Source organism: Polaromonas sp. A23 (assembly GCF_002001015.1).
GTDB lineage: Bacteria > Pseudomonadota > Gammaproteobacteria > Burkholderiales > Burkholderiaceae_C > Polaromonas.
Genome location: NZ_MUNO01000007.1, coordinates 32,477 through 58,306, shown reverse-complemented (window position 1 = coordinate 58,306; position 25,830 = coordinate 32,477). Strand labels below are relative to the sequence as shown.

Here is a 25,830-nt window from a genome sequence, read left to right as displayed (position 1 = left end):
AAAGCTCAGTGATTGTCGCGCGGCACAAAGGCGCCGCGTTTGCCAACCAGAAAGTCCAGGTCCACGCCTTCGTCGGCTTGCAGCACATGGTCGACATACAGCTTCCAGTAGCCCGAAGACAGTGGCGGCGGTGGTGCTTTCCAGTCAGCCAGGCGGCGTGCCAGTTCTTCATCGCTGATGTGCAGCTGCAGCTTGCGCTTGGGGACATTGAGCTCGATCATGTCGCCATTCTGGACGATGGCCAGCGGGCCGCCGGCTGCCGCTTCCGGCGCGGTGTGCAGCACCACGGTGCCGTAGGCGGTGCCGCTCATGCGGGCATCGCTGATGCGCACCATGTCGGTGATGCCCTTGCGCAGCACCTTGGGCGGTAGCGGCATATTGCCCACCTCGGCCATGCCGGGGTAGCCCTTGGGGCCGCAGTTTTTCAGCACCATGACGCAGGTTTCGTCGATGTCGAGGTTCTCGTCGTCGATGCGTGCGTGGAAGTCTTCAATGTTTTCGAACACCACCGCACGGCCGGTGTGCACCATGAGCGCAGGCGTAGCAGCACTGGGCTTGATGACCGCACCGCGCGGCGAGAGATTGCCGCGCAGCACGGCAATGCCGGCTTTGTCCTTGAAAGGGGTGCTCAGCGGCTGGATGACTTCGGTGTTGTAGTTCTGTGCGTCTGCAATGTTCTCGCCGATGGTTTTTCCGTTGGCGGTGATGGCGCCCGTGTGCAGGTGTTGCGCGATTTCCTTCATCACCACCGGCAGGCCGCCGGCGTAGCAAAAGTCTTCCATCAGGAACTTGCCCGAAGGCTGCAGGTTGACCAGGCAGGGCAGCTCGCTGGCCAGACGGTCGAAATCGTCCACCGTGAGTTTCACGCCGATGCGGCCGGCCATCGCGATCAGGTGGATGACTGCGTTGGTGGAGCCGCCAATCGCCGCCAGCGTCTTGACGGCGTTTTCAAAGGCTTCGCGCGTCAGGATTTTCGAGAGCGTCAGGTCTTCGTGCACCATCTCGACCGCACGGCGGCCGGCCATGCGTGCCAGCACATTGCGCCGGCCGTCGACAGCCGGGTAGGCAGCGTTGCCCGGCAGGCCGATGCCCAGGGCTTCAACCATGCTGGCCATGGTGCTGGCCGTGCCCATGGTCATGCAGTGGCCGTGGCTGCGGTGCATGCAGCTTTCGGCCTCAAAAAAATCGGCGAGCTTGAGCGTGCCGGCACGCACTTGCTCGCTCATGCTCCATACGCCCGTGCCGGAGCCCAGTTCCTGCCCGCGCCACTTGCCGCTGAGCATGGGGCCGCCGCTGACACCCACGGTGGGTAGGTCCACGCTGGCCGCGCCCATCACCAGTGAAGGCGTGGTCTTGTCGCAGCCCATCAGCAGCACCACGCCGTCGATCGGGTTGCCGCGAATGCTTTCTTCCACGTCCATACTGGCCAGGTTGCGGTACAGCATGGCGGTCGGGCGCAGCAGGGTCTCGCCCAGCGACATCACGGGAAACTCCAGCGGGAAGCCGCCAGCCTCGTACACGCCAATCTTCACCTGCTCCGCAATCGTGCGGAAGTGCGAGTTGCAGGGCGTCAGTTCGCTGAAGGTGTTGCAGATGCCGATGACGGGGCGCCCGTCGAACTGGTCATGCGGCACGCCCTTGCCCTTGACCCAGCTGCGATAGGCGAAGCCGTCGCGGTCCTGGCGGCCGAACCACTGCTGGCTGCGAAGTTCTGCGGGTTTTTTCTTCGGTGTTTTGGGAGTGCTCATAGGGAAAGTCCTGAATATTTAATCATATTATCGTCATACCATTGAATGATAAACCTCAGTAATAACCATGAGCGCAGGAGTTCCCCTTTTGTCACGCCCCCATCTTCTCACCGTCTCCACGCTGCCTTCCTTTCTGCTCGAACCCCTGAATGCCGCCTATGTGGTGCACGACCGTCTTCATGAAACAGACCCGGCGGCCTTTGCAAAAGTGGCGGCCGACATACGTGCGATTGCCGGTGGGGGTGAGTCGCAGGTACCGCGGTCGCTGATCGAGCAGCTACCTGCGCTTGAAATCATTTCCATCATGGGTGTCGGTTATGACCGCGTGGACGTGGCCGCCGCCAAGGAGCGCGGCATTTCCGTCACGCACACACCGGGTGTGCTGAACGACGAGGTGGCTGACCTGGCGATCGGCCTGATGTTGTCGGTGGCGCGCCGCATTCCGCAGGCGGACCAGTATGTCCGCACAGGGCGTTGGGGCCGCGAGGGCGCCATGCCGCTGACGCGCAAGGTTTCCGGTGCGCGGCTTGGCATCGTGGGCCTGGGGCGCATTGGCCAGGCGATTGCCACGCGTGCGCAAGCCTTCGGCATGTCGATTGCCTACACCGCACGCAGCCAGAAGCCCGGGCTTGCCCACAGTTTTTTCCCCACGGCCGCAGCCCTTGCAGCGCAGGTGGACTTTCTGATTGTCATCACGCCGGGCGGTGAGGGGACGCGCCACCTGATCAATGCCGACGTGCTCAAGGCGCTGGGTCCGGAGGGTTATCTGATCAACGTGGCTCGCGGTTCGGTGGTGGATGAAGAGGCTCTGGTGGAGGCCTTGCAAAAGGGCGTGATTGCCGGCGCCGCACTGGATGTTTTTGCCAAAGAACCGCATCCTGCGACGGCTTTGTGGTCCATGGACCAGGTGGTTCTGACGCCGCATATTGCCAGCGCCACCCGGCAGACCCGGCAAGCCATGGCGGACCTGGCCGCGGGCAATTTGAGTGCGCATTTCGAAGGGAAGCCGCTGCTCAGCCCGGTCCCGGAGTGCCAATAAACGTTCGGGTTTTCCATAGAAAGCGCACAAGCTAATCATCATATGATAACAATGGGGACTGACGATCAGGCCTGCTTTCCGACGGTTCAATAACTGACAACACAGGAGACAAATGAAATGAAGCTCAAGACAATTCTCGCCACCGCGATGGTCGCGGCGGGCCTGGTGACCGCCGGGCAGGCCGCGGCGCAGGAAACACTCACCGTCTGGTGGGCCAAAGGTTTTTACAAGGCTGAGGACGATGCCCTTTTTGCGGCCATCAAGAAGTTCGAAGCCAAGACCAAGGTCAAGGTAGAACTCTCGCAATATGCGCCGCAGGAAATCATCCCGAAAAGCGTCGCGGCGCTTGATTCCAAAAATCCGCCCGATGTTTCTTACGGCGACGTCTATGACTTCCAGGTGGCGGGCAAATGGGCTTTCGAAGGCAAGCTGGAAGACATCAGCAGCGTGATCGATCCGCTCCGCTCCTCGTTTGCAAAGAACACGGTGGAAACCACCTTTCTGTACAACGATGTGGACAAGAAGCGTGCTTACTACGCGTTTCCGATGAAGCAGCAAACCATGCACATCCAGTACTGGGCGGACATGCTGACGGAGGCCGGTTACAAGGAATCCGACATCCCGACCACCTGGAAGGCCTACTGGGATTTTTGGTGCGACAAGGCGCAGGCAGGCTACCGCACCAAGACCGGCACCCGCGCATTTGGCATTGGCCAGCCGCTGGGTGTGGATTCCAGCGACTCGTTTTATTCCTTCCTGACCTTCATGGACGCCTACAACGTCAAGCTGGTCAGCGACAGCGGCAAGCTGCTGGTGGACGACCCTGCAGTGCGTGCCGGCCTGATCGGCGCGCTGACGGACTACACCAACATCTACACCCGCGGTTGCACGCCTCCGTCATCTTCCAACTGGAAAGACCCGGACAACAATGTGGCGTTCCACAACAAGACGACCTTGCTGACGCACAACGCCACTATCTCCATCGCGTCGAAATGGCTTGACGACATGAACAACGCGACACTGACGGAAGCGCAGCGTGCGACCGCCAAGAAAAACTACACCGAGTCGATTCGTACCGCCGGCTTCCCGAGCAAGCCCGATGGCAGCAAGATGGTGTACCGCGCAGCGGTGAAAGTTGGTGTGGTCTTCAAGGATGCGAAAAACAAGGCGCGCGCCAAGGAGTTCGTGAAGTTCATCATGGCCGAAGAAAACCTGGGACCTTACGTGGAAGGCTCGCTGGGGCGCTGGTATCCGGTTACCAAGGCTGGCCAGGCCAGCGCATTCTGGAAGGGTGACAAGCACCGCCTGGCCGTGCACAACCAATTCCAGGACGGAACGGTCAACTTCGAGTTCACGAAGAACTACAAGTTCACGGTGCTCAACAACGAGAACGTGTGGGCCAAGGCGGCGAACCGTGTCGTCAGCGAGAAGGTGCCGGTGGACAAGGCGGTGGACGAGATGATCGCCCGCATCAAGACAGTCGCCAACTAAACTGGTCAGGCCTGTCCTGATCCTGATTCATCCAACGGCCATCCAGCTTCGGCTGGTGGCCGTCACCATGCAAATACCATGACCACGATGGCTGTAGAGCAGTCTCCCCGGGCCGGCGAGCGCCGGCCCGCCAGGGGAATGACGTCCTGGGAGCGCTGGGGCCTGGTCCTGCTGATTCCCTATGTGCTGCTTTTTCTTGTTTTTGTGCTGTACCCCGTGGGTTATGGCCTGTGGCTGGCACGCCAGCCCGCAAGTTATGTGAAGCTGTTCGATGACCCGATCTTTTTCCGGTCGGTCATCAACACGCTGGTTTTTCTCGGTGTCGGCATCAATGTGAAAATGATGGTGGCACTGTTCCTGTCCGGATTCTTTGTACAGGACCGCAAATGGATCAAATGGCTGTCGCTGCTGTTCATCCTGCCGTGGGCCGTGCCTTCGATTCCGACCATTCTGTCGATGCGCTTCATGCTCAACCCCGAGTGGGGCGTCATCAACACGCTGATCTTCAAGCTCACCGGCGCCGATGGCCCCAACTGGCTGAACGATCCGACGCTGGCGCTGTCCCTGTCCATCCTGGCGCATATCTGGAAGTCCCTGCCGTTCTGGACGCTGATCCTGGTGGCCGCGCGCCTGGCGATTCCGACTGAGCAATACGAAGCCGCAGCCGTCGATGGCGCGAGCAACTGGCAGAAGTTCCAGTTCATCACCTGGCCTTCGCTCAAGACCGTGTACCTGACCTCGCTCCTGTTGTCGACCATCTGGTCGCTGGGGGATTTCAACAGCGTCTACCTGCTGACCGGTGGCGGCCCGGCTGACCTCACGCACGTTCTTGCCACGCTGGGCATCCGCTATTTGCGGCTGGACCAGATCGAGCTGGCCATGGCCTCTATCGTGGTCGCCCTGCCGCTGGTGTTGCCGCTGGTTTATTTCATGATGAAGCGTTTGTCCAAATGAAACCCATCACCTTCAAGCAGGTAACGACCGAGGCCAAGCTGGTGCTGATCGGAATCCCGGTTTTCCTGTGGACCATGATTCCGGTGTACCACCTGTTCCTGTTTTCGATCTCGCCACGCGACCAGGCCACATCCGGCCGCCTGTGGCCCAAGGATCCGACCTTGGACAACTTCCGCATCGTCGTGGAGCAGAAGCATTTCTACCTGCATCACTTCTGGCAACAGCTGGCCAACTCGTTCCTGATCGCGTTTGCCGTTGCGGGCATTACCCTGGTGGTCGCCACCCTGGCTGCGTTTGCCATCAGTCGTCTGCGGGCGCGTGGCGGGCGCACGGTCATGAACATGGCACTGTTGACCTATTTCATCCCTGCGGCATTCCTTGCCGTGCCGATGTACAAGACCATGGGCAATTACGGCATGCTCAACAGCCAGTGGTCGCTGATCATGGCCATGGTCACGATTGCATCGCCTTACTGCATCTGGGTGCTCAAGCAGGCTTCCGACAAGCTGCCTTACGAGCTTGATGAAGCGGCCAAAATGGACGGTGCGTCCGCGATGCAGCTGTTCAGGCTTGTCTATCTGCCCCTGATGGTGCCCTCGCTCGTGGCGGTCGGCACCTATGCCTTGCTGCTGGCGTGGAATGAGTACCTGTATGCCTTCCTCCTGCTTTCGAGCGAAAGCAGCATCACCCTGGGCGTGGCTCTTGGCAACTTTCTCGCGGCGGACGATTCGCCGTGGGAGCTGCTCATGACCACCGGCCTGATTTACGCGCTGCCTCCTGCGGCCATTTATTACGCTTTCAAACGCTACATGGTGTCGGGCCTGACCGCCGGCGCTGTCAAAAGCTGAACTGTTCTGATTTGGAAAAAACTACACATGGCTTCTGTTTCATTTCGCAAAATCGAAAAGTCCTTCGGCAAGGTCAAAATCATTCGCGGCATCAGCTTCGACATCTCCGACGGCGAGTTCGTGGTGCTGGTCGGGCCCTCCGGCTGCGGCAAGTCCACGTTGCTGCGCATGCTGGCCGGCCTCGAGGAAATCAGCTGTGGCGAAATTGCCATCGACGACAAGATCATCAATGACCTTGACTCCAAGGACCGCGACATCGCGATGGTGTTCCAGAGTTACGCGCTGTACCCGCACATGACCGTGCGCGACAACATGGCTTTCAGCCTCAAACTGCGTAAGGCCGATGCGGAACTGACTGAGCAACGTGTCAGCAATGCTGCGCGAATTCTCAATCTCGATCCCTTGCTCGACCGCTTTCCCCGCGAACTTTCCGGCGGCCAGCGCCAGCGTGTGGCCATGGGCCGCGCCATTGTGCGCGACCCGAAAGTGTTTCTGTTTGACGAGCCCCTGTCGAACCTTGACGCCAAGCTGCGTGTGTCCATGCGCGCTGAAATCAAGGCCCTGCACCAGCGCCTGAAAACAACCACGGTGTACGTCACGCACGACCAGATCGAGGCCATGACGCTGGCTGACCGTATCGTTGTGATGCACGACGGCATCATCGAGCAGATCGGTACGCCGCTGGAACTGTTCGACCGGCCTGGCAATCTGTTTGTGGCGCAGTTCATCGGCTCGCCGTCCATGAACGTGCTCAAGGGAACTTTGCGCCAGGCCGACGGCCGCGCCTGGGTGGAATCCCAGGGCCATGCGTGGCAGGTACATACGCTGGCGCAGGGGCGCGACGGCCAGGCGGTGGTCTATGGCGTCCGGCCGGGCGACCTGACTTTGTCTTCAACAGGCCAGGGCATTCCCGCCAAGGTGATTGTGGTGGAGCCGACCGGTGCCGAGACCGAGCTGCTGCTCGAAGTCGGTGACACGCGAGTTGTCGTGGTGATGCACGGCCGGACCAGCGTCCAGCCGGACGATATCGTGCATCTTGAAGTCGCACACGGCAAAGCCCATGTGTTTGACGAAGCCAGCGGTCGGCGTCTGGAGTGATCCAACTGATGACGACATCAAACCCTTTCAGGCTGGACGGCAGGTTGGCACTCATCACAGGGTCGTCGGGCGGCATCGGTTTTGCGCTGGCGCGTGGGCTGGGGCAAGCCGGCGCCGCGCTGGTGCTCAACGGCCGTGACAAGATCAAACTGGAGAGCGCAGCGGCAGTTTTGCGCGGCGAGGGTTTTCAGGTGCATACCCGTGCTTTTGACGTCACGCAGGCGGCGGACGTGCAAGCGGCGGTGGAAGATATCGAAGCGACCCTGGGTGCCATCGACATTCTGGTCAATAACGCGGGCATGCAGCGGCGCATGCCGCTGGAGGATTTTCCGGCGGCCGACTGGCACGAACTCATGCGCACCAATGTCGACAGCGTCTTTTTCGTGGGCCAGGCCGTTGCGCGAAAAATGATTCCGCGCGGGCGCGGCAAGATCATCAACATCTGCTCGGTGCAAAGCGAGATGGGCCGACCCAACATTGCACCTTATATGGCCAGCAAGGGCGCTGTGAAGATGCTGACCAAGGGCATGGCCATCGACTGGGGCCCGCATGGCCTGCAGGTCAACGGGCTGGGTCCTGGTTACTTCAAGACGGAGCTGAACGAAAAGCTTGTCGCGGATGAAAAATTCTGCGCCTGGTTGACCGGGCGTACGCCTAGCCGGCGCTGGGGTGAAGTTGCCGAGCTGGCGGGTGCGGCTGTTTTCCTGGCCAGCGATGCGTCGAGTTTTGTCAACGGCCATGTCCTGTATGTTGATGGCGGAGTGACGGCCACCCTGTGAACCCGCCTATTAATCTGGAGAAAATCATGCGTGCCCTGGTCTGTCATGCCCCGCTGGATCTGCGTCTCGATGCCTTTGCCGACGAGGCCATGGGGCCGCAGCAGATGCGGGTGCGTGTCGCTTTCGGCGGCATTTGCGGTTCGGACCTGCACTATTTCCAGCACGGCGGTTTTGGCACCGTGCGCATCAAGGAGCCCATGGTGCTGGGCCACGAGGTGTCGGGGGTGGTGGAGACGCTGGGCAGCGAGGTCAGTGGTTTTCGCGTGGGCCAGCGCATCGCGATTTCACCGTCGCGGCCCTGCGGCATGTGCCGCTATTGCCAGCAGGGTTTGCACAACCATTGCATGGACATGCGTTTTTACGGCAGTGCCATGCGCTTTCCGCACGTGCAGGGGGCGTTTCGCCAAACCCTGGTGATCGATGCCGCGCAGGCTTACGCGGTGGCCGATGATTTGCCGCTGTCGCAGGCGGCACTGGCCGAGCCGCTGTCGGTGGGGCTGCATGCCATCGCGCGGGCAGGTTCTGTATTTGGAAAAAAAGTACTGGTGACCGGTTGCGGGCCGATAGGCGCACTGCTGATTGCGGCTTTGCGGCGCGCTGGTGCTGCGCACATCGTGGCGGCCGATATTGCCGACCTTCCGCTTGCCTGTGCGCTGAAGATGGGGGCCGACCAGGCCATCAATCTGGCGCAGGACCCCGAAGGTCTGGCGCCTTTTGCTGTGAACAAAGGCTGTTTCGACGTGATGTTCGAAGCCTCCGGCAGCGAGAAGGCATTGATAGGCGGGCTTGACGTGGTGGCGCCGCGTGGCGTGATTGTCTCCATCGGTCTGGGCGGTAACATCGCCATGCCGCTGAACACGCTGGTGGGCAAGGAAATCGACTTGCGCGGTACTTTCCGCTTTCACTCCGAGTTTGCCGTGGCCGTGGCCTTCCTGAATCAGCGTTTGATCGACGGCCGACCCGTGATTTCCGACATTGTGGATTTCGGCCAGGCGGGTGACGCCTTCCGGCTCGCCGGGGACAAGCGGCAGTCCATGAAAGTGCAGATTGTTTTTGACAGAGAATTGGCGTGATAAAACAGATTTTTACCTTTCCGTACCGGAGCTTCCTTTGACCGTTTTTACCGAAGTCATTCTCTATACCGACACCGATGGTCGCGCAAAATTCCGCGAGGAAGCTGTTCCCCTGGGCGAAGGCTCACCGCAGGCCATGCTTTCCAGACTTTTCCCTTCTGGCGGTTTCCAGTTACGCCACAGCCCCGTGGGTTTTCGCAGCCAGTTTCATTGTTCGCCCTATACGCAGTGGGTGGTCATCCTGGGTGGCGAGATGGAGATCGGCCTGCAGGACGGGACGTCGCGCATCTTCAAGCCAGGCCAGCATTTTTATTCCGCCGATCTGCTGCCGCAAGGCGCCACTTTCGACGCGACCGTGCATGGCCACTGGAGCCGCCAGGTGGGGGCGGACCCGCTGGTCACGCTGTTCGTGCGTGGCTGAGGGACGGACCACCATGATCAAAAACGTTCATGGCAACACGGTGGACCATCTCGGCGAAGCCATTGTCTCGGGGCGTTACGCAGCGGGCGCTTCCATACCGCCGGAGCCGGCGTTGTGTGCCGAGCTGGGTGTGAGCCGCACCGTGGTGCGCGAGGCGGTGAAGTCACTGATCGCCAAGGGGCTGATCACCACCGGCCCCAAGGTCGGGACCCGCGTGCTGTCCGAAGACCACTGGAACTGGTTTGATCCTGACGTCATCATCTGGCAGTCCAAAGCGGGTCTGACGCCGGAATTTCTACGCGACCTGCAGGATTTGCGCCGCGTGGTTGAACCTGCCGCCATGCGGCTGGCCGCAGTTCGCGCCACGGCGCAGGACATCGCGGGAATTGAGCTTGCCTACGCCGGCATGCGGCGCGCCGTGGAAGAGGGCGGCGACTATGTCACTTATGACCTGCTTTTTCACCAGGGCCTGTTGAAGGCCTCGCGCAACCGCATGTTGGTGCAGATGAGCAAGGTGCTGGGCGCGTTGCTGCGCACCAGTTTTGAGATTTCCACGCGCCGCAAGAACGGCCCGCAAATCTCCTTGCCCATGCACCGGGCGGTACTGGATGCGGTGATTGCGCATGATCCGGACCGCGCCGAAAAAGCAATCCAGAAGCTGATTGACAGCGCGCGTGACGACATTGAAGAAGTGCTGGCATCGCGTCGGCGCCTTCCCAGCCTCAGCCAGCCCGCGAGCTTGCTGAAAATGGTGTGAGCGTCGCCCCGGTTGAATGGAAGCCAGTGAGACCGTGACATGCCCGGACATTTTTGTGGTGATGGGCGTCAGCGGCTGCGGGAAAAGCACCGTCGCAGCACAACTGGCTGCTGCTCTGGGCGTGCCTTTTCTTGAGGGTGACAGCCTGCACCCGGCCCGTAACGTGGCCCGCATGGCCGCTGGCTTTGCCTTGAGTGATGAGGACCGCGAAGGATGGCTGCAGGCACTGGCTGCACGCATCCGGCAAGCCCGTGAAGCGGGTCAGGGCCTGGTGTTGTCCTGTTCGGCGCTCAAGCGGTCTTACCGCGACATCTTGCGCCAGGGAGCGCCCGACCTTCATTTTCTTTTTCTGCACGGGGACACCAGCCTGCTGGAGGCGCGCATGGCGGCACGCACCGGGCATTACATGCCGCTGTCGCTGCTGACCAGCCAGCTCAGCACGCTGGAAGTGCCCGGTGAGGGGGAGAACGCTCAGCGTTTTGATGTTGCGAGCCCGCCAGAGGACATCGTCGCCAGCGTACTGGCGGCCCGGTCCCCAACGCAGCTGCGCTCAGTTTGAAAGCCGTTCGGAAGGGAGTGCAGAGATGTGTGATGCAGCAAGATTTGCTATCAAATAAATAGCTACCTTCGCCCGCACAATAAGGGCAAAGTGCCAAAACGGCTTCAAACTTTTTCAGTTTGACTGCATTTCGCCCGAAAGCAGCACCTGGCGCCCCGGTTTGCCGGCCTTTACTGCATTGACCAATGCGGCAGCAACGTCAGCGGCGGCAATCACGCGGTAGTTGGCAGGGACCAGCGGCTTGAACAGGGCCATGGCAACCAGTGCAAGCTTTTCGCCACGGCGGCTGGGCTGGTCCAGCGCCTCACGGTCGCCCGCCAGCACCGAGGGGCGCGCAAAGACCGTGCTGTCATAACCAAGCTGGCTGACAGCGTCTTCCATCTCGCCTTTGACGCGGTTGTAAAAGACGGCTGATTTTGCATCGGCGCCCATGGCACTGACGATGCCAATACGCTTGGCGCCCGCAGCACGCGCGGAGGTGGCCAGGGCCACGACCGCGTCGAAATCGATGGCACGAAAAGCCTGCTGGCTGCCCGCCACCTTGATGGTGGTGCCCAGGGCGATGAACACATCGTCCACCGCAGGGACAAGGAATGTTGCGAAGTCGGAGCTGAGGTGGGTCACCAGCTTGGGGTGTACCACCTCGGGCTTGCGGCGGCCCACGCAGTGGACCGCTGAGTACATTTTATCGGCCAGTAAACGAGCCAGAATTTCCTGACCGACCAGACCCGTTGCCCCGGCCACCACCGCCACCCGAGCGTCCGCCACCGCCGCCGCCCGCTGGCCGGCTGCCGCGGTAGTTGCCGCGGTTGCCGCCTGTGGGCTGGCCGGAAGAGGGGAAGCCGGAAGAGACATGGCTGGTAGGTTGGGCGTCATCGTCGCGCTCCTGCGTGTTGCGTGGGCGTGGGGGCTGCGCATTCGGGTTGCGTGCCTGGTGTTGCGCAGGCTGGCCACCTTGTGAATAGCCCGAATTCTGGCGCGGCTGGCCGCCCTGAGGCTGCTGGCTGCGGCCACCATTGCCGCCACCGCCGCCGTTGCGGCCCCGTCCACCACCGCCACTGCCACCGCCATTGCCGGCGCCACCATTGCCGGCGCCACGGCCAGCCTGGGGCTTGTTCTCGCGGATGCGTGTCATCATTTCGCTGCGCGCAGCCTTGGCAGCGGCCTGCATGACGTCACGGCTTGGCGGTTTGCCGATGCCACCCCAGATGGTCTGGCGGCCCATGGCCAGCGGCTCGGCTTTTTCGCCGGGCTCGGCTTCAAAGCCGGGCACGGTCACTTTTTCGATGTTCTGCTTGGTGAAGCGCTCGATGTCCTGCATGAAGCCTTCTTCGTCCAGGCAGACCAGGCTGACGGCTTCGCCGCTGTTGCCGGCGCGGCCGGTACGGCCGATGCGGTGAACGTAGTCTTCGCTGACGTTCGGAATTTCGTAGTTCACGACGTGTGGCAGCTCGTCAATGTCGATGCCGCGGGCGGCAATGTCGGTGGCGACCAGTGCGCGGATGCTGCCGCTCTTGAAGTCGGCCAGCGCCTGGGTGCGGGCGGTCTGGCTCTTGTTGCCATGCAACGCCATCGCCGGGATGCCATTTTTGGTCAGATGTTCGGCCACATTGTTGGCGCCGAATTTGGTGCGTGTGAACACCAGCACCTGGCTCCAGTTGTGCTGGTTGATGATGTGCGTGAGCAGCGCTTTTTTCTTGCCACGGCCCACCGGGTGAATGGTCTGCGTGATGCGCTGCACGGTGGTGTTGCGCGGCGTGACCTGGATGCTTTGCGGGTTTTTCAGCAGGCCGTTGGCCAGCTCGCGGATCTCGTCGCTGAAGGTCGCGCTGAAGAGCAGCGACTGCTTCTGCTTGGGCACCAGCGCTAGCACTTTCTTGATGTCGTGGATGAAGCCCATGTCCAGCATGCGGTCGGCTTCGTCGAGCACGAGGATTTGCACCTGGCTCAGGTCCAGGGTGCCCTGGCTGGCGTGGTCCAGCAGGCGGCCGGGGGTGGCGACCAGGATGTCGACGCCGCGGCGCAGTTTTTCAATCTGCGCGCCCATGCCGACACCGCCGAACATGACCATGGAGGAGAGTTCGAGGTATTTGCCGTAAACGCGCACGCTTTCTTCCACCTGGGCGGCAAGCTCGCGGGTGGGCGTCATGATCAGGCAGCGCACGGCGTTGACGCCGCGTTTGTTCTTCAGGGACGGCTCGGAGGACAGGCGCTGCAGCATGGGCAGCACGAAGGCTGCTGTTTTGCCGGTGCCGGTCTGGGCGCCGCCGAGCAGGTCGCCGCCTGCCAGCACGGCGGGGATCGCCTGGGCCTGGATCGGGGTGGGAACGGTATAGCCCTGCTCAAGCACGGCTTTAAGAATGGCCGGGGCCAAGTTCAGATTTTCAAAAGTCATTGGTAGTGCACCGCTGTGGGTGCTAAAGATCGGCCAGTCGGGGGCCTGTGAAGGCCTCCGCCAGTGAAGGCAGACGGGTAAAAAAGTCAGGCTGGGCACCCAAACTGTCACCGAAGGTGTGCCTAAATGTTGAAAGCAACTGGAGCCAGCAACCTGGGTATTGTCGCATGGAACGATAATCAGAGGATTGCCGCAAATTCCAGCAGGATTGCGGACCCCTTTTTTCTTCTCCTTCAATCAGAAATTTATTCCGATGGCCCAGTACGTATTACCGAAACGGCGCCGCATCAGCGACTTACAGCCGCAGATGCATTCACTCATTTCATTCGCTCATTATTTGTAAACAAATGGCTCAATACGTTTTCACCATGAACAAGGTCGGCAAAATCGTGCCGCCCAAGCGTCAAATTCTCAAAGACGTTTCCCTCAGCTTTTTCCCTGGCGCCAAGATTGGCGTGCTCGGCACCAACGGTTCGGGCAAGTCCACTCTGCTCAAGATCATGGCCGGGCTGGACACCGAGATTGAAGGCGAAGCCACGCCCATGCCCGGCCTGAACATCGGCTACCTGCCGCAGGAGCCCAAGCTCAACCCCGAGCACACCGTGCGTGAAAGTGTTGAAGCCGGCATGGGCGCGGTATTTGCCGCCAAGGCGCAACTGGAAGCCGTGTACACCGCCTATGGCGAACCCGATGCCGACTTTGACGCGTTGGCCGCCGAGCAGGCGCGTCTGGAAGCCATCATCGCGACATCAGGCACCGACTCCGAGCACCAGCTGGAAATTGCCGCCGACGCCCTGCGCCTGCCGCCCTGGGACGCCGTAGTCGGCGTGCTGTCCGGTGGTGAAAAGCGCCGCGTGGCCCTGTGCGCCTTGTTGTTGTCCAAGCCCGACATGCTGCTGCTCGACGAGCCGACCAACCACCTGGACGCCGAATCGGTGGACTGGCTTGAGCAGTTTTTGCAGCGTTACCCCGGCACCGTGGTGGCCATCACCCATGACCGCTACTTCCTTGACAACGCCGCAGAGTGGATTCTGGAGCTGGACCGCGGCCGTGGCATTCCCTGGAAAGGCAACTACAGCAGCTGGCTGGACCAGAAGGGCGAACGTCTGGCGCAGGAGCAAAAGGGCGAAGAAGCCCGCGCCAAGGCCCTGAAGAAAGAGCTGGAATGGTCGCGCCAGAACCCGAAAGCACGCCAGGCCAAGAGCAAGTCGCGTCTGGCCCGCTTTGAAGAACTGTCTGACTTTGAATACCAACAGCGCAACGAAACCCAGGAGATTTTCATCCCGGTGGCCGAGCGTCTGGGCAATGAGGTGATCGAGTTCAAGAACGTCAGCAAGTCCTTTGGCGACCGCCTGCTGATCGACAACCTGAGCTTCAAGGTGCCGGCTGGTGCGATCGTCGGCATCATTGGCCCCAACGGCGCCGGTAAATCAACGCTGTTCAAACTGATTGCCGGCAAGGAGCAGCCGGACAGCGGTGAGGTGGCCATCGGCAAGACGGCACGCATGGCTTTTGTGGACCAGCATCGTGATGATCTGGCCAATGAGAAAACCGTCTGGGAAGACATCTCCGGTGGCCTCGACATGCTGACCGTCGGCAAGTTCACCATGCCCAGCCGCGCTTATGCCGGTCGCTTCAACTTCAATGGGGCTGACCAGCAAAAACGCGTGGGCATGTTGTCCGGTGGTGAACGTGGACGCCTGCACCTGGCCAAAACACTGATTGCCGGTGGCAACGTGTTGATGCTTGATGAGCCGTCCAACGACCTTGACGTGGAGACCCTGCGCTCGCTCGAAGACGCGCTGCTCGAATTTGCCGGTTCCATCATGGTGATCAGTCATGACCGCTGGTTCCTGGACCGTATCGCCACCCACATCCTGGCGGCCGAAGGCGACAGCCAGTGGACCTTCTTCGACGGCAACTACCAGGAATACGAAGCCGACAAGAAGAAACGCCTGGGCGAAGAGGGTGCCAAGCCCAAACGCATGCGCTTTAAAGCCTTGCACTGAGCCCCCACGCTGATGCTGATGCCCCCACGGTCGCTCACTGCGTGTAGCTTCCTGCCCCCCGAGGGGGCCGCTGCGCCTGCGGGCTGGCAAAGCCAGACCCGCGGCCCCTGCTTGGATTAAGAGGGGTAATGAGCATGACAGACGAAGCTGTTCTTGCGGCGACGAAACACTGGCTCGAAAAAGCAGTTATTGGCCTGAACCTGTGCCCGTTTGCAAAAGCGGTATACGTCAAAAACCAGGTGCGGCTGGTGGTGAGCAAGGCGCGCCATGCCGATGATTTGCTGGAGGAGCTCGACAAGGAGCTCGACCTGCTGGTGGCAACACCTGCAGAAGAAATCGACACCACGCTGCTGATTCATCCCACGCTGTTCGACGACTTTCTGGACTTCAATGATTTCCTCGAAATTGCCGAAGGTGTGGTCGATGAACATGACCTCGAAGGCGTGATTCAGCTTGCCAGCTTTCACCCGAAATTCCAGTTTGACGGCACCGAGCCGGACGACATCAGCAACTACACCAACCGTGCACCGTTTGCCATCCTGCATTTGCTGCGTGAAGAAAGCGTGGAGCGCGCGGTGGAAGCTTTTCCCGAAGCCGACGCGATTTTTGAGCAGAACATCCAGACGCTGGAAAAGCTCGGGCATGCGGGCTGGAAGGCCCTGGGGCTTTGACTTTCTGCCTGCCCTGTAACTTATAGCTGTAGCCAGGCGCGGGGCGACACACCCGTAGTTTGTGTGAAGGCCCGTGAAAACGACGAGGCGCTGGCGTAGCCCAGCGTATCGGCCGCGGCCTTGATGGACTGGCCGTTGCGCAACAGGGTTTGCGCAACCGAGACCCGCCAGCGCAGCAGATAGTCTGCAGGCGTCTCACCCACATGGTCTTTGAACGTTGCGGCAAATGCGCTGCGCGACATGCCCGCCTGTGCGGCCATGGACTCCAGTGTCCATGCGTCACCGGGCAGCTCGTGCACGGCCACCAGCGCGCGGGCCAGCCGGGGATGCGCCAGGCCCGTCAGCAACCCTTTGGGCAGGCCAGCCTCTTCCGGGTGATCGAGCAGCCAGCGCAGCAGCTGCAACAACAGCACTTCAAACATGCGGTCTGCCAGCAGCCGCTGGCCGCAGCGCAGGCGTTCTGTTTCGGCGAAGAGCAAGGCCAGCGTGTGCTCCAGGCCGTCTACTTCGCGCAAGGGCAAAACGATCAGCGCTGGCAAGGCGCAAGCCAGCGGGTGATTGACGCCGCCTTCGAAATCGAGTGTGGCGCAGACAAAGTCCGAGCCTTCCCGTGGCGCGTTGTGAAAGTTGTGCGCCAGCGGGCGCGGGTAGAACAGCAACGTGGGTTCGTTCACCACCACCTTGGTGGGTGCGCCGTGTCTGGGTTTGTGCGTGACCACCATGCTGCCGCGTCGCAGCACATGAAGAAACCCCCGGCCCGGCTCCGCGGCGAAATGACTGACACCGCACAAGGGTCCGCTGTGAAACAGATGTGCCCGCACCCTGAAGCGCTCCAGCAGCGACGAGAGGCGGTCAACAGAGGCACTAGAGGTAAGCATCTGGTTCTGGACGAATTGGGTTGTTATCAGGATGAAATGACTTAATTGGTATGGATTCTCCCATGACACTGCCTGGGTGCGCAACGGTGCGCGCCTTGTTTGAACACCTCAAAGGAAGAACCATGAAACTGCAACCCTCCCACTTTTCAATCGCTTTGGTGCTCGCACTGGCTGTGTCTGCAACGCCAGCTTTGGCACATGACCACGATCACAAGGGCGGTATCCGTAGTCAGCCGGCAAAGGCCGTGACAGCCGCGTTTGACATCTTCCACACCAAAATCAGCACCGAAGGAAACGCTGCCGTGTTCCATATTGCTGTGTCGGGCAAGGCGGGCGCCAGCAAGCCGGCACGCACGGGCAAGCTTGCGGGCAGCAAAGTGTTTTCGTATGTGTGGCCGACCGCGCTCGATCCGGCGGTGGTTGGCTTCGAAACCAAGAGCGGCATTCTGGCGTTTGCCGTGACTTCGCATCCCGACTTCGATGACACGCCGCTGTTCGACGAGAACGGCGACGGCAATCCAAAAAACGACGGCAACGTCTGGCATTCGCACTGGGTGGTGCTGCAACCTGACGACGCGTGCGGCAAGGGTGCGCTCAAGGTGGTGGATATTCCGGAAGGCGGCAAGCCGCGCCTGCCCAAGACCTGGCCCGGGCTTCCTTTGCTGATCGACAGCCCCGGCTGGAGCCCCATCTTGAAAGGCCAAACGCTGGAAGTACGTGTGCCCTTCGATGACATAGGTGCAGTCAACACCGCCGGTTTCGACGGTGTCACCGCCGCCTTGCGCGTCAACGCGAGTGTTCACAACCCGTTGCTGTGTGTGGCCAACGTGTTCAAAGTGGGCTCGGGCGATTTGTCCTTGCCGGGCAAAGTGAATCAATGAGCATGAACGCCGCAATGGAACTGGCGCCCGCGCTGCAAGTTAGGCAATGGCTCAACACGCCTGAGCCCGTCAGCCTGGAACACTTGCGCGGGCGCGTGGTGGTGTTGCATGCTTTTCAGATGTTGTGCCCCGGCTGCGTCTCTCAGGGCATTCCGCAGGCTAAACGGATTCAGGCTGCGTTTCCTGCACATGAGCTGGCCATTATTGGCCTGCACACTGTGTTTGAACACCACACGGTGATGAATGCCCAGGCGCTGCAGGTGTTTGCGCACGAGTATGGTTTGTCATTTCCCATTGGCATTGACCAGCCGCCAGAGCGTGGGCATGTCCCGCTGACCATGCAGGCCTACGCGCTGCGGGGGACGCCCAGTCTCATTGTGGTGGACCGCGGAGGACGAATTCGCCTGAATCATTTTGGGCACGCGGACGACTTGCCGCTTGGTGCGCTGCTCGGCAGGCTCCTCGGTGAGCCGTTTACGCCGGCTCAGCCGCCGCTACCGTAGGGCCGGGTGATGATTTCCAGGTAGTGGCCGTCCGGGTTGTTCCAGTAAACGCCGCGCCCGCCGTCATGGTGGTTGATCTGGTCGGCTTGCTGATGGCCCGGGTCGGCCCAGTAGGGAAGCTGACGTGCACGGATGCGACCGAAGATGGTGTCGAACTCCTCTTCACTCACCAGGAAGGCGTAGTGCTCGATGATGAGCTCACCGTCATGCGAGATGAAGTCGAGGGTGACGCCGTTGTCAAGCTCCACGCCATGGAAGGGGCCGAACCGGACTGGTGCAGCCAGCCCCAGCATGTCTGCAAGAAAGGTGGCCGAGGTCAGCGAATCCCGTGCGTGAACAATGGTGTGGTTCAGTTGGATGGGCATGGTGGTCCTCTTCGTCAACTTTCTTGAAGCTCACCAACGGCGAACCAGAATCCGGGCGGGCTGATGCCCACCTGCTGCAGCCATGCGCCGAAGTCCTGCTTGGTTACGAATTCCTCAAACAAGGCCTGAGGGTCTGGCGTGGCTGCGTTCTCCACCACCTCAGTCAGATGGTTGAGCGCCGATGAACGTATGAATATCGGGAGGCATCCGTTCTTTGCAACGTAGCCTACCAGTGGAAGGCCGCGCAATTCAAATGTGCCCTTGTTCACCCATTTCGGGTCCACACTTTGGGCCCTAAGCCCATCGCGGAGCACACCTTTGGCAAGAGCTCTGGCAATGACGTGCTCGTGCTGAAGCGTTTCCCTTGCCCACTGGGTAACGATGTCCCAGAAGCGGTAGCTTTCGACGTGATGGCCTGGATTCATGATGGGTACTCCTGAAATCTGATGTGCGGCCTTACAAAATGAAAAATCCAATGCTCAAGCCTTTATAGCGCGCGATAGGGAATTTTTGAACATGTTATTTCGGCGTTTCCTATGTCGAATGCCGCTACGCAGTCTGCCGCAAATTGTGTGGCTTTCGTGCAGTCAGCCGCAGGGCCAACGGCGATGTGTTTTAGCGCTCCGGCATCCAAGCGCTTCCAATCAAACTCTTTGTATTTGACCAACTCATAGGAGCGGTATCTGCGCTTCACTTCGGGTGCCGGAGTATCACCTCTGAAAATCTGCATAAACCTGTACTCACTCTCGTTCTCATACGCTTCGTGTTTGAAGAATAGAGAGGCTTCTAGTGCAGGGACTGCAAGGCGAGCGTGCAATTCCTGAATGTAAGCCATGACTACTGCGGCATCTATCGCTTTATCTCGCCACAGTGAGATCAGATCAAACATTTTGTCGATCATCTGGCGGTGTAGATCGGCAAGTTCTTCGTCTTTGTATGTGATGGGGAATGTGCTGTTGCTTGGTATTGGGATTCCGTTCTGTTGCGTAAAAGCGTGTTCCAAAGCCTTGGCATCAAACCCGAGTGCGTAACCCCGCCCGTTATCCGCATATGCCCGCCATTGCCCGAGGTCATCACCGTCCGCACTAAACGAACAGACAAAATAATGAGCACTACCTTGCATACCCCCTTCGTAGAAGTCAGAAAAACGTTTAGCGAAAAGCCGACTTTCTGGGGGACCTTTTTCTGCTTTGCTATTCAAGATTTTTACCGCATGGGAAAACCCGTGGCGTAGCTCAGAGGGATCGTTGAGATTAAATATGTCAGATAGCCAAAGCTGACCGGTCTCCAGGATTCCTCTCAAGCCAACATCATTTGTGTAGTGCCAAATGATTTTTGGAGGTTCCTGTGAGGCTATGGGCTTGGTAAATGACTTGACGATATCGTCTGCGGCGTCGCAAAATTTTTCCAACGCATGCTTCAACTCCTGCGGTACGTTTTCCATTTCCTGCTCCAGTGATTAGGTAGCAGCGTCCTTTCCTGGATTGACGCATACGGTCCTAGTTTATTGATAGCGATAGATCGCTACAACCGCTGCAACTTCTTGCGCACCAGATGAATATTGCTGCGTAGCGCATAAAGCTCATCGGTGTAGGAAAGTGGCACGCTGATTTTCTCGGCGCGGCTTTCCAGGGCGTTGAGTTCGTCGAGGAGCGCGCCCGTGTTGCGTGTGCCTTCAATTCGGTTTTCAATGTCACGAAGCTGTCCGTACCATCTGAAGATGCGTGAGCGAACGCGGAATTCATACAGGGGCGGCACGATGCGCGACAGCGGCAGCATGACCGCAATGATGATGCCCATCGCCAGCCACATGCGCTCGACCAGATTGGCCACCCAGAAGGGCAGGTAGCGCTGCAACAGAGGTGCGTCGTTCTTGATAGCGCGTTCGGCTTCCTTGGAGATGGGCAACTCGTTGTTGTCCCGGTTGGGGAATTCGCGGGCGCTTTTGAACCACCCCGCAGGACTGTGAATGACGTTGCCAGCCTGCGCAAACAGCTGCACCAGGGCCGGATGGGTCGTGCTTCTGGCGATGAGCGAGGTGGTGGTTGCGACGAGGCTGACATCCTCGGGCGGAATATTGCCGGCCAGGTCCACCACACCCTGCGGAAGGCGTGCCGTGCTCAGGAAGGCAAAGCGCTTGGAATAAGCTTCGCTCTGCGTGAAATTCATGAGTTTCACGCCGGGTGTCTGCAGCAACATTTGCACCATCAGTGATTCAGGTGCAGAGGCAAACACAATCGCATCAAGCTCACCGCCGAGAAACGCAACTGTTGCGGGCGTCTGGTCCAGGTTCGAGATGCGCAGGCTGGCGGGGTCGATGCGGTTGCTTTCCAGCAGCTTGCCCATCAGGTTGGGCACGCCGCTGCCGGGTGTGCCGAGGTTGACGCGCAGGCCTTGAAGTTGGGTAAGTGAATTAAGGGCCCTCACGCTCGTCGCTTTCCGTTCATGCCCGAGGGCGCCTTGTTGGTAAAACAGCCACAGCGGCTCGACAAACAGGCTGCCCAGAGATGTCAGGGCCTCGGCGTCAGCGGCGTCGTAGCTGCTGGTGCCGCCCTGCACAAAACCGAGGTCGACCTTGCCTTCGCGCAGCAATTGCAGGTTGTGGGCCGAACCCTGCGAGGGCAGCAGCACCACCTCGATGCCGTCCTGGGCCAGGATTCTGGCGTAGCGCTTGCCGAACTCTTCATACGCGCTTTGCGCCGGGCCGGTGGCCAGTGTGACGCGCTTGGGCGGGTTCGGGTCCAGCCACATGTAGGCCAGCACCAGCAGCGCCACAGCCAGCACGATGAAGGGGCCGGCGGAGACAGCGAGATCACGCAGCGAAAGCAGGGTATAGCGGATGGCTTTGGGCATGTTTGAACCATAACATGAGCTGCCGGATGGTATCGACGAGACGGTGATTTTACGGATAAAAATAGCCGCCAGCCCTTTGTTTATGGGCGTAAGAAGCTATGTTTATGATAGCAAATTTGCCCTGCCAAAGAAGGTTCACACCGGGCGTCGGCACTCGCGGCAGCGGATGGCAAATGGCGGGTCGGAGTCGTGCGGTTGCCTTTAACGAAGACGCACGACGAACTTGCGCAGCTCTTCCGCCCACAACACGCTGCTGGCCAGCAGCAACAAGGGCAGCAGGGAGGCAGGCGCCAGCGGCACCGTATAAAACAGCGTGTTCATGAACGGGGCATACAGCACCAACACCTGCAGCGCGATGCTCAGGGCCAGGCCGCCGAGCAGCCAGGGGTTTTTCAGCAGACCCAGCCGGAATGCCGAGCGGGTGGCCGACTGGCAGTTGAGCACGTTGAACCACTGGCACATCGCCAGCACGGTGAAGGTTTCGGTACGCACCAGATCAATCGGCACGCCCTGCCCCAGTCGCCAGACGAACCAGCCGAAGGTGACCAGCACGGCGGTGGCCGACATCAGCAGCACCCGGCCCAGCATGGTGCGGTCCACCAGCCGGTCGTTGCGCGGCACCGGCGCACGTTTCATCTCATCGCCGTCGGGCGGGTCCATCACCAGGTTCACGGTCAGTGTGCCCTCGGTCACGATGTTGATCCACAGGATTTGCACCGCCGCCAGCGGCAGCGGGTAGCCGGCCAGCAGGGCCAGCAGCAGCACCACGACCTCGTCGATCGAGGTGGCGAACAGGTAAAGGATGACTTTTTTCAGGTTGCCGTAAACCACGCGCCCCTGTTCGACCGCGCCGACGATGGTGGCGAAGTTGTCATCGGTGATGATGATTTTGGCCGCGCTTTTGGCTACCTCGGTGCCGGTGATGCCCATGGCCACACCCACATCGGCGCGCGCCAGCGCGGGCGCGTCGTTGACGCCGTCGCCGGTCATCGCCACCACCTCGCCGCGCGCCTGCAGGGCTTCGACAATGCGCAGCTTCTGCGCCGGATGGACACGCGCAAAGACCGAGATGTGGTCCAGCCCGTCGCGCAGATCTGCCTCGTTCATGCGTTCGAGTTCTGCGCCGTCCACCGCGCGGTCACCGTCACGCGCGATGCCGAGTTCACGGGCAATCGCCAGGCCGGTGAGTTTGTGGTCGCCGGTCACCATGACGGCCCGGATGCCGGCCGCGCGGCATTCTGCGACGGCGGCCTTGACCTCCTCGCGCGGCGGGTCGATCTGGCCGGCCAGGCCGAGCAGGCGGGCGCGCCCGGCCAGTGCGTCGAAACCGGCCTCGGGGTCCAGAGCATCGTCCTCTACCACGGCAAAGGCCAGCACCCGCAGCGCGCGCGCAGCCATGGCGTCGGCGGCCGCGCGGGCCGTGTGGATCACGGCCGTTCCGTCGGCCGCGCACAGGTGCAGCAGCACTTCGGGCGCCCCCTTGATGAACACGCGGCGTGGTGCACCGGCAAAGCGGTGGCGTGTGGCCATCATGCGGGTGTCGGCATCGAAGGCCAGCTCGGCCTCGCGCGATGCTTCGCGGGCGAGTTTTTCCAGATCAATGCCCGCCTTGGCAGCGAGTACCTTTAGTGCGCCTTCTGTCGGGTCGCCCAGCACCGACCACTGTGTGCGCGCCTCCTCGGGCGGCAGCAGTTGCGCGTCATTGCACAGCGCGGCAGCCTGCAGCAGCGGCAGCAGGGCCGCATCACCGGAACTCAACCGGCCCTCGGGTGCGTAGCCCGTGCCGCTGACGGACACTTCCAGCCCGCCGGGCAGCCACAAGGCGCTGACCGTCATTTCGTTGCGTGTCAGGGTGCCGGTCTTGTCGGTGCAGATCACGGTTGTCGAGCCCAGGGTTTCGACGGCTGACAGGCGACGGATGATGGCGCCGCGCCCCGCCATGCGCTGCATGCCGACGGCCAGTGCGATGGTCATGGCCACCGGCAGGCCTTCGGGCACCATGGACACCATCTGGCTGATGGCCACCATCAGCACATCGGCCAGCGGCAAGTCCCTGAACATCCCGAGCGCGACCACCGAGACAAAAAGCACCAGCGCGGCGACGACCAGCGAGCGGCCAAACTGCGCGATGCGTTGCTCCAGCGGCGTTTGGGGGTCGGCGGCGGTTTCGGTCAGTCCGGCGATGCGACCGACTTCGGTACGGGGGCCGGTGGCGACGACCACCGCACTCCCGCGCCCGGCGGTTGCGTAGGTGCCGGAGAACAGCATGTTGTGGCGGTCCGCCAGCCCCGCGGACTCGGACAGCGGCGTGACCGCTTTGCTCACCGGCACCGACTCGCCGGTCAGGGCCGCTTCGGCGACCTGCAGTTGCGCCTCTTCGATCAGCCTGGCGTCGGCACCAATCGCATCTCCCGCAGCCAGCAGCAGCACATCACCCGACACCAGCTCGCGCGCTTCGATCAGTGCCTCCTGGCCATCGCGCAGTACCCGCACCCGTAGCGCGGCCAACCGGCGCAGCGAGGCCATCGAACGTTCTGCGCGGCCCTCCTGGAAGGTGCCCACCACGGCATTGACCAGCACCACGGCCAGGATGACCACCGCATCGCCATAGTGCGCCATGGCAACCGCCAGGACGACGGCTGCAAACAGGATGTAGATCAGCGGGCTCTTGAACTGGCGCGCGAACACGGCCAGCATGGAGCGGCGCGGCGGTTCGGGCAGGGCATTGGCGCCTTCGCTCGCGTGTCGTTTTTCCACTTCTGCGGCGCTGAGCCCCACGGCGGGGTTGCAGGCCAGCCGGGTGAGGACTTCGCCGGCCGGCAAGGCATGCCACAGCGTAGGAGCGGTCGCAGGCCCGCTGTGTGACGAGGGGGTCTTGGCGGTCATGGGCATAACAGGTTGGTCCTGTCAGGTTAGCGCAAAAACGGCCACGCCGAACCGCAGACCGCAGCCGCAGCGGATGGGATGCCCTGCCGCTTGCGTTACATCAAGCCCGCTGCCATCGCGGTGATCACGCTGCCATCGGAGGCCGGTGCTGCACTGCGGGATCCATGACTGTTTGCAGGGATTACCGGCATACCGTACCCACGGGCACCATCCCCTTTGATGCATATCAATTCGCCGTCGCGGGGCGCCGTTAGCATGGACTTTCGGAACCTGCACGTCCATGAAACTTTCTTTCAGCACCCGCACCAAACGCCACACCGCATTCCTGGTGTTGCTGGGGTGGCTGTTTGCTCTGGCTTCAGGAGTCGCCAATGCCTGCTTGCTGGAAGCGCGCGTCACGCACGCCCACGCAGCACCCGTCGAACTATTCGAAATCGCGCAAGCCCCCTTTGTCTCCCCAGGTCATGCGGGAGTTGTGGCTGGCCACGACGACGACTCGCATGTTGCCAAGGCCCCGTGCCTGAAGGCCTGCGACGATGGTGGGCATTCCTTGCCCAGGCAGGACTTGACGGCAGACCAGGTCGATCCTGGTCCGGCGCCTCTGGTGTCCATTCTCTGGACAGCGTTGACGCCTGTTGCGACGTCGCCTCGGAGATTCGACGACACCCAACCCGTTCTACCTGAGCGGCCCATGCGGGTGCGCTACTCCCGGCTGACACTTTAGCCACCTGCTGACGGCTGGCCCGGAACCTCGCGTTCCGAAGATCCGCGTTTATTTCCAAGTCCAGGAGCGCAGTGTCCAGGTGGTTGGGCGTGGGTCCGGCATCGCGCCAGCTCCTGCGTTGACGCCAGTACGCTGCATTTTCAGTGCAAATTATTTCCTGAGGAGACCGGTATGTTTGACACACGAGACCACCCATTGAGTAGGCGCAGCCTGTTCGCTGGCGCGATAGCCTGCGCCGGGCTTGTGCTGGCGTCAGCGCCCCGGGGTGCGATGGCACAGACAAGTCCTGAAGCGACCACCACACGGTCGACGAGCGACCGAGGGGTAACGATCAAGGTAACACCGAAATCAATCGGAACCCTGGACAGCCGATGGGAGTTCACAGTTGTGCTGGACACCCACAGCGCAGACTTGAACGATGACCTGGCCCGCAGCGCCACCCTGGCGACTGACGAGGGCCGCACATTCAAGCCTGTGAGCTGGGAGGGAGCGCCACCCGGCGGCCATCACCGCGAAGGGTTGTTGGCCTTCGATGTTCCGGCGCCGCGACCGGGCGTGATCGAACTCAGGATTGCGCGATTGGGTGAATTCGCCCCCCGGATTTTTCGCTGGCAACTTTGAAGGAGAGTCATCATGGATCAGTTTGACAACAATGATCAGCCGGCGCCCCCGTTCTGGCGCCGTCCTGCCGGCATGGCTGTCGCAACGGCCGCCCTGATCGCTGGCTTCTATCTTCTGCGTGAACACTGGGGTCATATTCTTGGCTTCTGGCCGTACCTGCTTCTGCTGGCTTGTCCGTTGATGCACCTGATGCATGGACACGGTGGTGGCGGCCATGGTGGCCATGCGCATCGGCGACAGGAGCCGGATCGCACGAACCAGTGGAAGGGGTAGGAAC

At 61.0% G+C, this 25,830-nt stretch carries 27 protein-coding genes; 18 read left to right on the top strand and 9 right to left on the bottom strand.

Annotated elements, in window-relative coordinates; genetic code table 11:
- Positions 1–5: 5 nt before the first annotated feature.
- Positions 6–1,748, bottom strand: coding sequence for an IlvD/Edd family dehydratase (locus B0B52_RS03460; protein WP_077592217.1), 1,743 nt, complete (start codon positions 1,746–1,748; stop codon positions 6–8).
- A 67-nt stretch (positions 1,749–1,815) separates the two neighbouring features.
- Between B0B52_RS03460 and B0B52_RS03455 the strand changes: the two genes are divergently transcribed.
- The 10 genes from B0B52_RS03455 (at position 1,816) to B0B52_RS03410 (ending at position 10,767) form a co-directional block, all read left to right on the top strand.
- The gene (locus B0B52_RS03455; protein WP_077592216.1) at positions 1,816–2,787 is read left to right on the top strand and encodes a 2-hydroxyacid dehydrogenase; all 972 of its coding nucleotides are present in this window, start codon (positions 1,816–1,818) and stop codon (positions 2,785–2,787) included.
- Positions 2,788–2,904: 117 nt separating this feature from the next.
- Complete coding sequence (locus B0B52_RS03450; RefSeq protein WP_077592215.1) at positions 2,905–4,278, top strand: ABC transporter substrate-binding protein; 1,374 nt, start codon at positions 2,905–2,907, stop codon at positions 4,276–4,278.
- A gap of 87 nt (positions 4,279–4,365) precedes the next feature.
- Complete coding sequence (locus tag B0B52_RS03445) at positions 4,366–5,232, top strand: carbohydrate ABC transporter permease (RefSeq protein WP_254425625.1); 867 nt, start codon at positions 4,366–4,368, stop codon at positions 5,230–5,232.
- A complete protein-coding gene (locus B0B52_RS03440; protein WP_077592213.1) occupies positions 5,229–6,080 on the top strand; it encodes a carbohydrate ABC transporter permease in 852 nt (283 codons plus the stop codon). The genes B0B52_RS03445 and B0B52_RS03440 overlap by 4 nt, the downstream gene beginning before the upstream one ends.
- Before the next feature lie 27 nt (positions 6,081–6,107).
- Entirely contained in the window at positions 6,108–7,178 is a 1,071-nt protein-coding gene (locus B0B52_RS03435; RefSeq protein WP_077592212.1) for an ABC transporter ATP-binding protein, read from the top strand.
- Between the two features lie 8 nt (positions 7,179–7,186).
- Positions 7,187–7,957 carry an SDR family oxidoreductase gene (locus tag B0B52_RS03430; RefSeq protein ID WP_077592211.1) on the top strand — a complete coding sequence of 257 codons (771 nt, stop codon included), beginning with the start codon at positions 7,187–7,189 and terminating at the stop codon, positions 7,955–7,957.
- Positions 7,958–7,983: 26 nt separating this feature from the next.
- Positions 7,984–9,030, top strand: a complete 1,047-nt coding sequence (locus B0B52_RS03425; RefSeq protein ID WP_077592210.1) for an L-idonate 5-dehydrogenase — start codon at positions 7,984–7,986, stop codon at positions 9,028–9,030.
- Between the two features lie 37 nt (positions 9,031–9,067).
- A complete protein-coding gene (locus B0B52_RS03420) occupies positions 9,068–9,451 on the top strand; it encodes a hypothetical protein (RefSeq protein WP_077592240.1) in 384 nt (127 codons plus the stop codon).
- A 13-nt stretch (positions 9,452–9,464) separates the two neighbouring features.
- The gene (locus tag B0B52_RS03415; protein WP_077592209.1) at positions 9,465–10,208 is read left to right on the top strand and encodes a FadR/GntR family transcriptional regulator; all 744 of its coding nucleotides are present in this window, start codon (positions 9,465–9,467) and stop codon (positions 10,206–10,208) included.
- A 34-nt stretch (positions 10,209–10,242) separates the two neighbouring features.
- On the top strand, positions 10,243–10,767 hold the full coding sequence (locus B0B52_RS03410; protein WP_371327361.1) for a gluconokinase: 525 nt from the start codon (positions 10,243–10,245) through the stop codon (positions 10,765–10,767).
- Positions 10,768–10,881: 114 nt separating this feature from the next.
- Here the strand turns inward: B0B52_RS03410 and B0B52_RS03405 are convergent, their stop codons facing one another.
- Both B0B52_RS03405 and B0B52_RS03400 read right to left on the bottom strand, forming a co-directional pair.
- Entirely contained in the window at positions 10,882–11,451 is a 570-nt protein-coding gene (locus B0B52_RS03405; protein ID WP_254425624.1) for an epimerase, read from the bottom strand.
- 1 nt (position 11,452) lies between these two features.
- On the bottom strand, positions 11,453–13,162 hold the full coding sequence (locus B0B52_RS03400; RefSeq protein ID WP_077592206.1) for a DEAD/DEAH box helicase: 1,710 nt from the start codon (positions 13,160–13,162) through the stop codon (positions 11,453–11,455).
- Between the two features lie 126 nt (positions 13,163–13,288).
- Between B0B52_RS03400 and B0B52_RS21985 the strand changes: the two genes are divergently transcribed.
- The 3 genes from B0B52_RS21985 (at position 13,289) to B0B52_RS03390 (ending at position 15,842) form a co-directional block, all read left to right on the top strand.
- On the top strand, positions 13,289–13,534 hold the full coding sequence (locus tag B0B52_RS21985) for a hypothetical protein (protein ID WP_139351798.1): 246 nt from the start codon (positions 13,289–13,291) through the stop codon (positions 13,532–13,534).
- Entirely contained in the window at positions 13,510–15,171 is a 1,662-nt protein-coding gene (gene ettA / locus B0B52_RS03395; protein ID WP_077592205.1) for an energy-dependent translational throttle protein EttA, read from the top strand. The genes B0B52_RS21985 and ettA overlap by 25 nt, the downstream gene beginning before the upstream one ends.
- A 134-nt stretch (positions 15,172–15,305) precedes the next feature.
- Positions 15,306–15,842 (top strand): DUF1415 domain-containing protein, encoded by a 537-nt coding sequence (locus B0B52_RS03390; protein WP_077592239.1) that lies wholly within the window; start codon positions 15,306–15,308, stop codon positions 15,840–15,842.
- Between the two features lie 20 nt (positions 15,843–15,862).
- Here the strand turns inward: B0B52_RS03390 and B0B52_RS03385 are convergent, their stop codons facing one another.
- Complete coding sequence (locus B0B52_RS03385; protein ID WP_077592204.1) at positions 15,863–16,720, bottom strand: AraC family transcriptional regulator; 858 nt, start codon at positions 16,718–16,720, stop codon at positions 15,863–15,865.
- A gap of 122 nt (positions 16,721–16,842) precedes the next feature.
- On the opposite strand from B0B52_RS03385, the gene B0B52_RS03380 reads away from it, so the two are divergent.
- The gene (locus tag B0B52_RS03380) at positions 16,843–17,601 is read left to right on the top strand and encodes a hypothetical protein (protein ID WP_077592238.1); all 759 of its coding nucleotides are present in this window, start codon (positions 16,843–16,845) and stop codon (positions 17,599–17,601) included.
- Positions 17,598–18,104 (top strand): peroxiredoxin, encoded by a 507-nt coding sequence (locus B0B52_RS03375; protein ID WP_139351797.1) that lies wholly within the window; start codon positions 17,598–17,600, stop codon positions 18,102–18,104. The genes B0B52_RS03380 and B0B52_RS03375 overlap by 4 nt, the downstream gene beginning before the upstream one ends.
- Here the strand turns inward: B0B52_RS03375 and B0B52_RS03370 are convergent.
- From B0B52_RS03370 to B0B52_RS03350, 5 genes are all read right to left on the bottom strand, one after another.
- The gene (locus tag B0B52_RS03370; protein ID WP_077592202.1) at positions 18,086–18,469 is read right to left on the bottom strand and encodes a VOC family protein; all 384 of its coding nucleotides are present in this window, start codon (positions 18,467–18,469) and stop codon (positions 18,086–18,088) included. The two genes, B0B52_RS03375 and B0B52_RS03370, sit on opposite strands and share 19 nt — an antisense overlap.
- Before the next feature lie 14 nt (positions 18,470–18,483).
- Positions 18,484–18,894 (bottom strand): hypothetical protein, encoded by a 411-nt coding sequence (locus B0B52_RS03365; RefSeq protein ID WP_077592201.1) that lies wholly within the window; start codon positions 18,892–18,894, stop codon positions 18,484–18,486.
- A 62-nt stretch (positions 18,895–18,956) separates the two neighbouring features.
- Complete coding sequence (locus tag B0B52_RS03360) at positions 18,957–19,913, bottom strand: DUF2971 domain-containing protein (RefSeq protein WP_077592200.1); 957 nt, start codon at positions 19,911–19,913, stop codon at positions 18,957–18,959.
- An 80-nt stretch (positions 19,914–19,993) separates the two neighbouring features.
- Entirely contained in the window at positions 19,994–21,322 is a 1,329-nt protein-coding gene (locus tag B0B52_RS03355) for a TAXI family TRAP transporter solute-binding subunit (RefSeq protein WP_077592199.1), read from the bottom strand.
- Between the two features lie 201 nt (positions 21,323–21,523).
- Positions 21,524–24,214 (bottom strand): cation-translocating P-type ATPase, encoded by a 2,691-nt coding sequence (locus B0B52_RS03350; protein ID WP_371327360.1) that lies wholly within the window; start codon positions 24,212–24,214, stop codon positions 21,524–21,526.
- Between the two features lie 274 nt (positions 24,215–24,488).
- On the opposite strand from B0B52_RS03350, the gene B0B52_RS03345 reads away from it, so the two are divergent.
- The 3 genes from B0B52_RS03345 (at position 24,489) to B0B52_RS03335 (ending at position 25,826) form a co-directional block, all read left to right on the top strand.
- Positions 24,489–24,932, top strand: coding sequence for a hypothetical protein (locus tag B0B52_RS03345; protein ID WP_077592198.1), 444 nt, complete (start codon positions 24,489–24,491; stop codon positions 24,930–24,932).
- 171 nt (positions 24,933–25,103) lie between these two features.
- The gene (locus tag B0B52_RS03340; protein WP_254425623.1) at positions 25,104–25,553 is read left to right on the top strand and encodes a hypothetical protein; all 450 of its coding nucleotides are present in this window, start codon (positions 25,104–25,106) and stop codon (positions 25,551–25,553) included.
- A 12-nt stretch (positions 25,554–25,565) separates the two neighbouring features.
- On the top strand, positions 25,566–25,826 hold the full coding sequence (locus B0B52_RS03335; RefSeq protein WP_077592197.1) for a DUF2933 domain-containing protein: 261 nt from the start codon (positions 25,566–25,568) through the stop codon (positions 25,824–25,826).
- Positions 25,827–25,830: the final 4 nt, after the last annotated feature.

Bases quoted from the DNA above. Each gene is read 5' to 3' on its own strand.
- B0B52_RS03375 (WP_139351797.1), top strand. From the start codon at position 17,598: ATGAGCATGAACGCCGCAATGGAACTGGCGCCCGCGCTGCAAGTTAGG.
- B0B52_RS03370 (WP_077592202.1), bottom strand. From the start codon at position 18,469: ATGCCCATCCAACTGAACCACACCATTGTTCACGCACGGGATTCGCTG.
- B0B52_RS03365 (WP_077592201.1), bottom strand. From the start codon at position 18,894: ATGAATCCAGGCCATCACGTCGAAAGCTACCGCTTCTGGGACATCGTT.
- B0B52_RS03425 (WP_077592210.1), top strand. From the start codon at position 7,984: ATGCGTGCCCTGGTCTGTCATGCCCCGCTGGATCTGCGTCTCGATGCC.
- B0B52_RS03350 (WP_371327360.1), bottom strand. From the start codon at position 24,214: ATGCCCATGACCGCCAAGACCCCCTCGTCACACAGCGGGCCTGCGACC.
- B0B52_RS21985 (WP_139351798.1), top strand. From the start codon at position 13,289: ATGTTGAAAGCAACTGGAGCCAGCAACCTGGGTATTGTCGCATGGAAC.
- B0B52_RS03345 (WP_077592198.1), top strand. From the start codon at position 24,489: ATGAAACTTTCTTTCAGCACCCGCACCAAACGCCACACCGCATTCCTG.
- B0B52_RS03445 (WP_254425625.1), top strand. From the start codon at position 4,366: ATGGCTGTAGAGCAGTCTCCCCGGGCCGGCGAGCGCCGGCCCGCCAGG.
- B0B52_RS03340 (WP_254425623.1), top strand. From the start codon at position 25,104: ATGTTTGACACACGAGACCACCCATTGAGTAGGCGCAGCCTGTTCGCT.
- B0B52_RS03415 (WP_077592209.1), top strand. From the start codon at position 9,465: ATGATCAAAAACGTTCATGGCAACACGGTGGACCATCTCGGCGAAGCC.
- B0B52_RS03390 (WP_077592239.1), top strand. From the start codon at position 15,306: ATGACAGACGAAGCTGTTCTTGCGGCGACGAAACACTGGCTCGAAAAA.
- B0B52_RS03405 (WP_254425624.1), bottom strand. From the start codon at position 11,451: ATGTACTCAGCGGTCCACTGCGTGGGCCGCCGCAAGCCCGAGGTGGTA.
- B0B52_RS03450 (WP_077592215.1), top strand. From the start codon at position 2,905: ATGAAGCTCAAGACAATTCTCGCCACCGCGATGGTCGCGGCGGGCCTG.
- B0B52_RS03355 (WP_077592199.1), bottom strand. From the start codon at position 21,322: ATGCCCAAAGCCATCCGCTATACCCTGCTTTCGCTGCGTGATCTCGCT.
- B0B52_RS03400 (WP_077592206.1), bottom strand. From the start codon at position 13,162: ATGACTTTTGAAAATCTGAACTTGGCCCCGGCCATTCTTAAAGCCGTG.
- B0B52_RS03335 (WP_077592197.1), top strand. From the start codon at position 25,566: ATGGATCAGTTTGACAACAATGATCAGCCGGCGCCCCCGTTCTGGCGC.
- B0B52_RS03455 (WP_077592216.1), top strand. From the start codon at position 1,816: ATGAGCGCAGGAGTTCCCCTTTTGTCACGCCCCCATCTTCTCACCGTC.
- B0B52_RS03460 (WP_077592217.1), bottom strand. From the start codon at position 1,748: ATGAGCACTCCCAAAACACCGAAGAAAAAACCCGCAGAACTTCGCAGC.
- ettA (WP_077592205.1), top strand. From the start codon at position 13,510: ATGGCTCAATACGTTTTCACCATGAACAAGGTCGGCAAAATCGTGCCG.
- B0B52_RS03440 (WP_077592213.1), top strand. From the start codon at position 5,229: ATGAAACCCATCACCTTCAAGCAGGTAACGACCGAGGCCAAGCTGGTG.
- B0B52_RS03430 (WP_077592211.1), top strand. From the start codon at position 7,187: ATGACGACATCAAACCCTTTCAGGCTGGACGGCAGGTTGGCACTCATC.
- B0B52_RS03380 (WP_077592238.1), top strand. From the start codon at position 16,843: ATGAAACTGCAACCCTCCCACTTTTCAATCGCTTTGGTGCTCGCACTG.
- B0B52_RS03360 (WP_077592200.1), bottom strand. From the start codon at position 19,913: ATGGAAAACGTACCGCAGGAGTTGAAGCATGCGTTGGAAAAATTTTGC.
- B0B52_RS03435 (WP_077592212.1), top strand. From the start codon at position 6,108: ATGGCTTCTGTTTCATTTCGCAAAATCGAAAAGTCCTTCGGCAAGGTC.
- B0B52_RS03385 (WP_077592204.1), bottom strand. From the start codon at position 16,720: ATGCTTACCTCTAGTGCCTCTGTTGACCGCCTCTCGTCGCTGCTGGAG.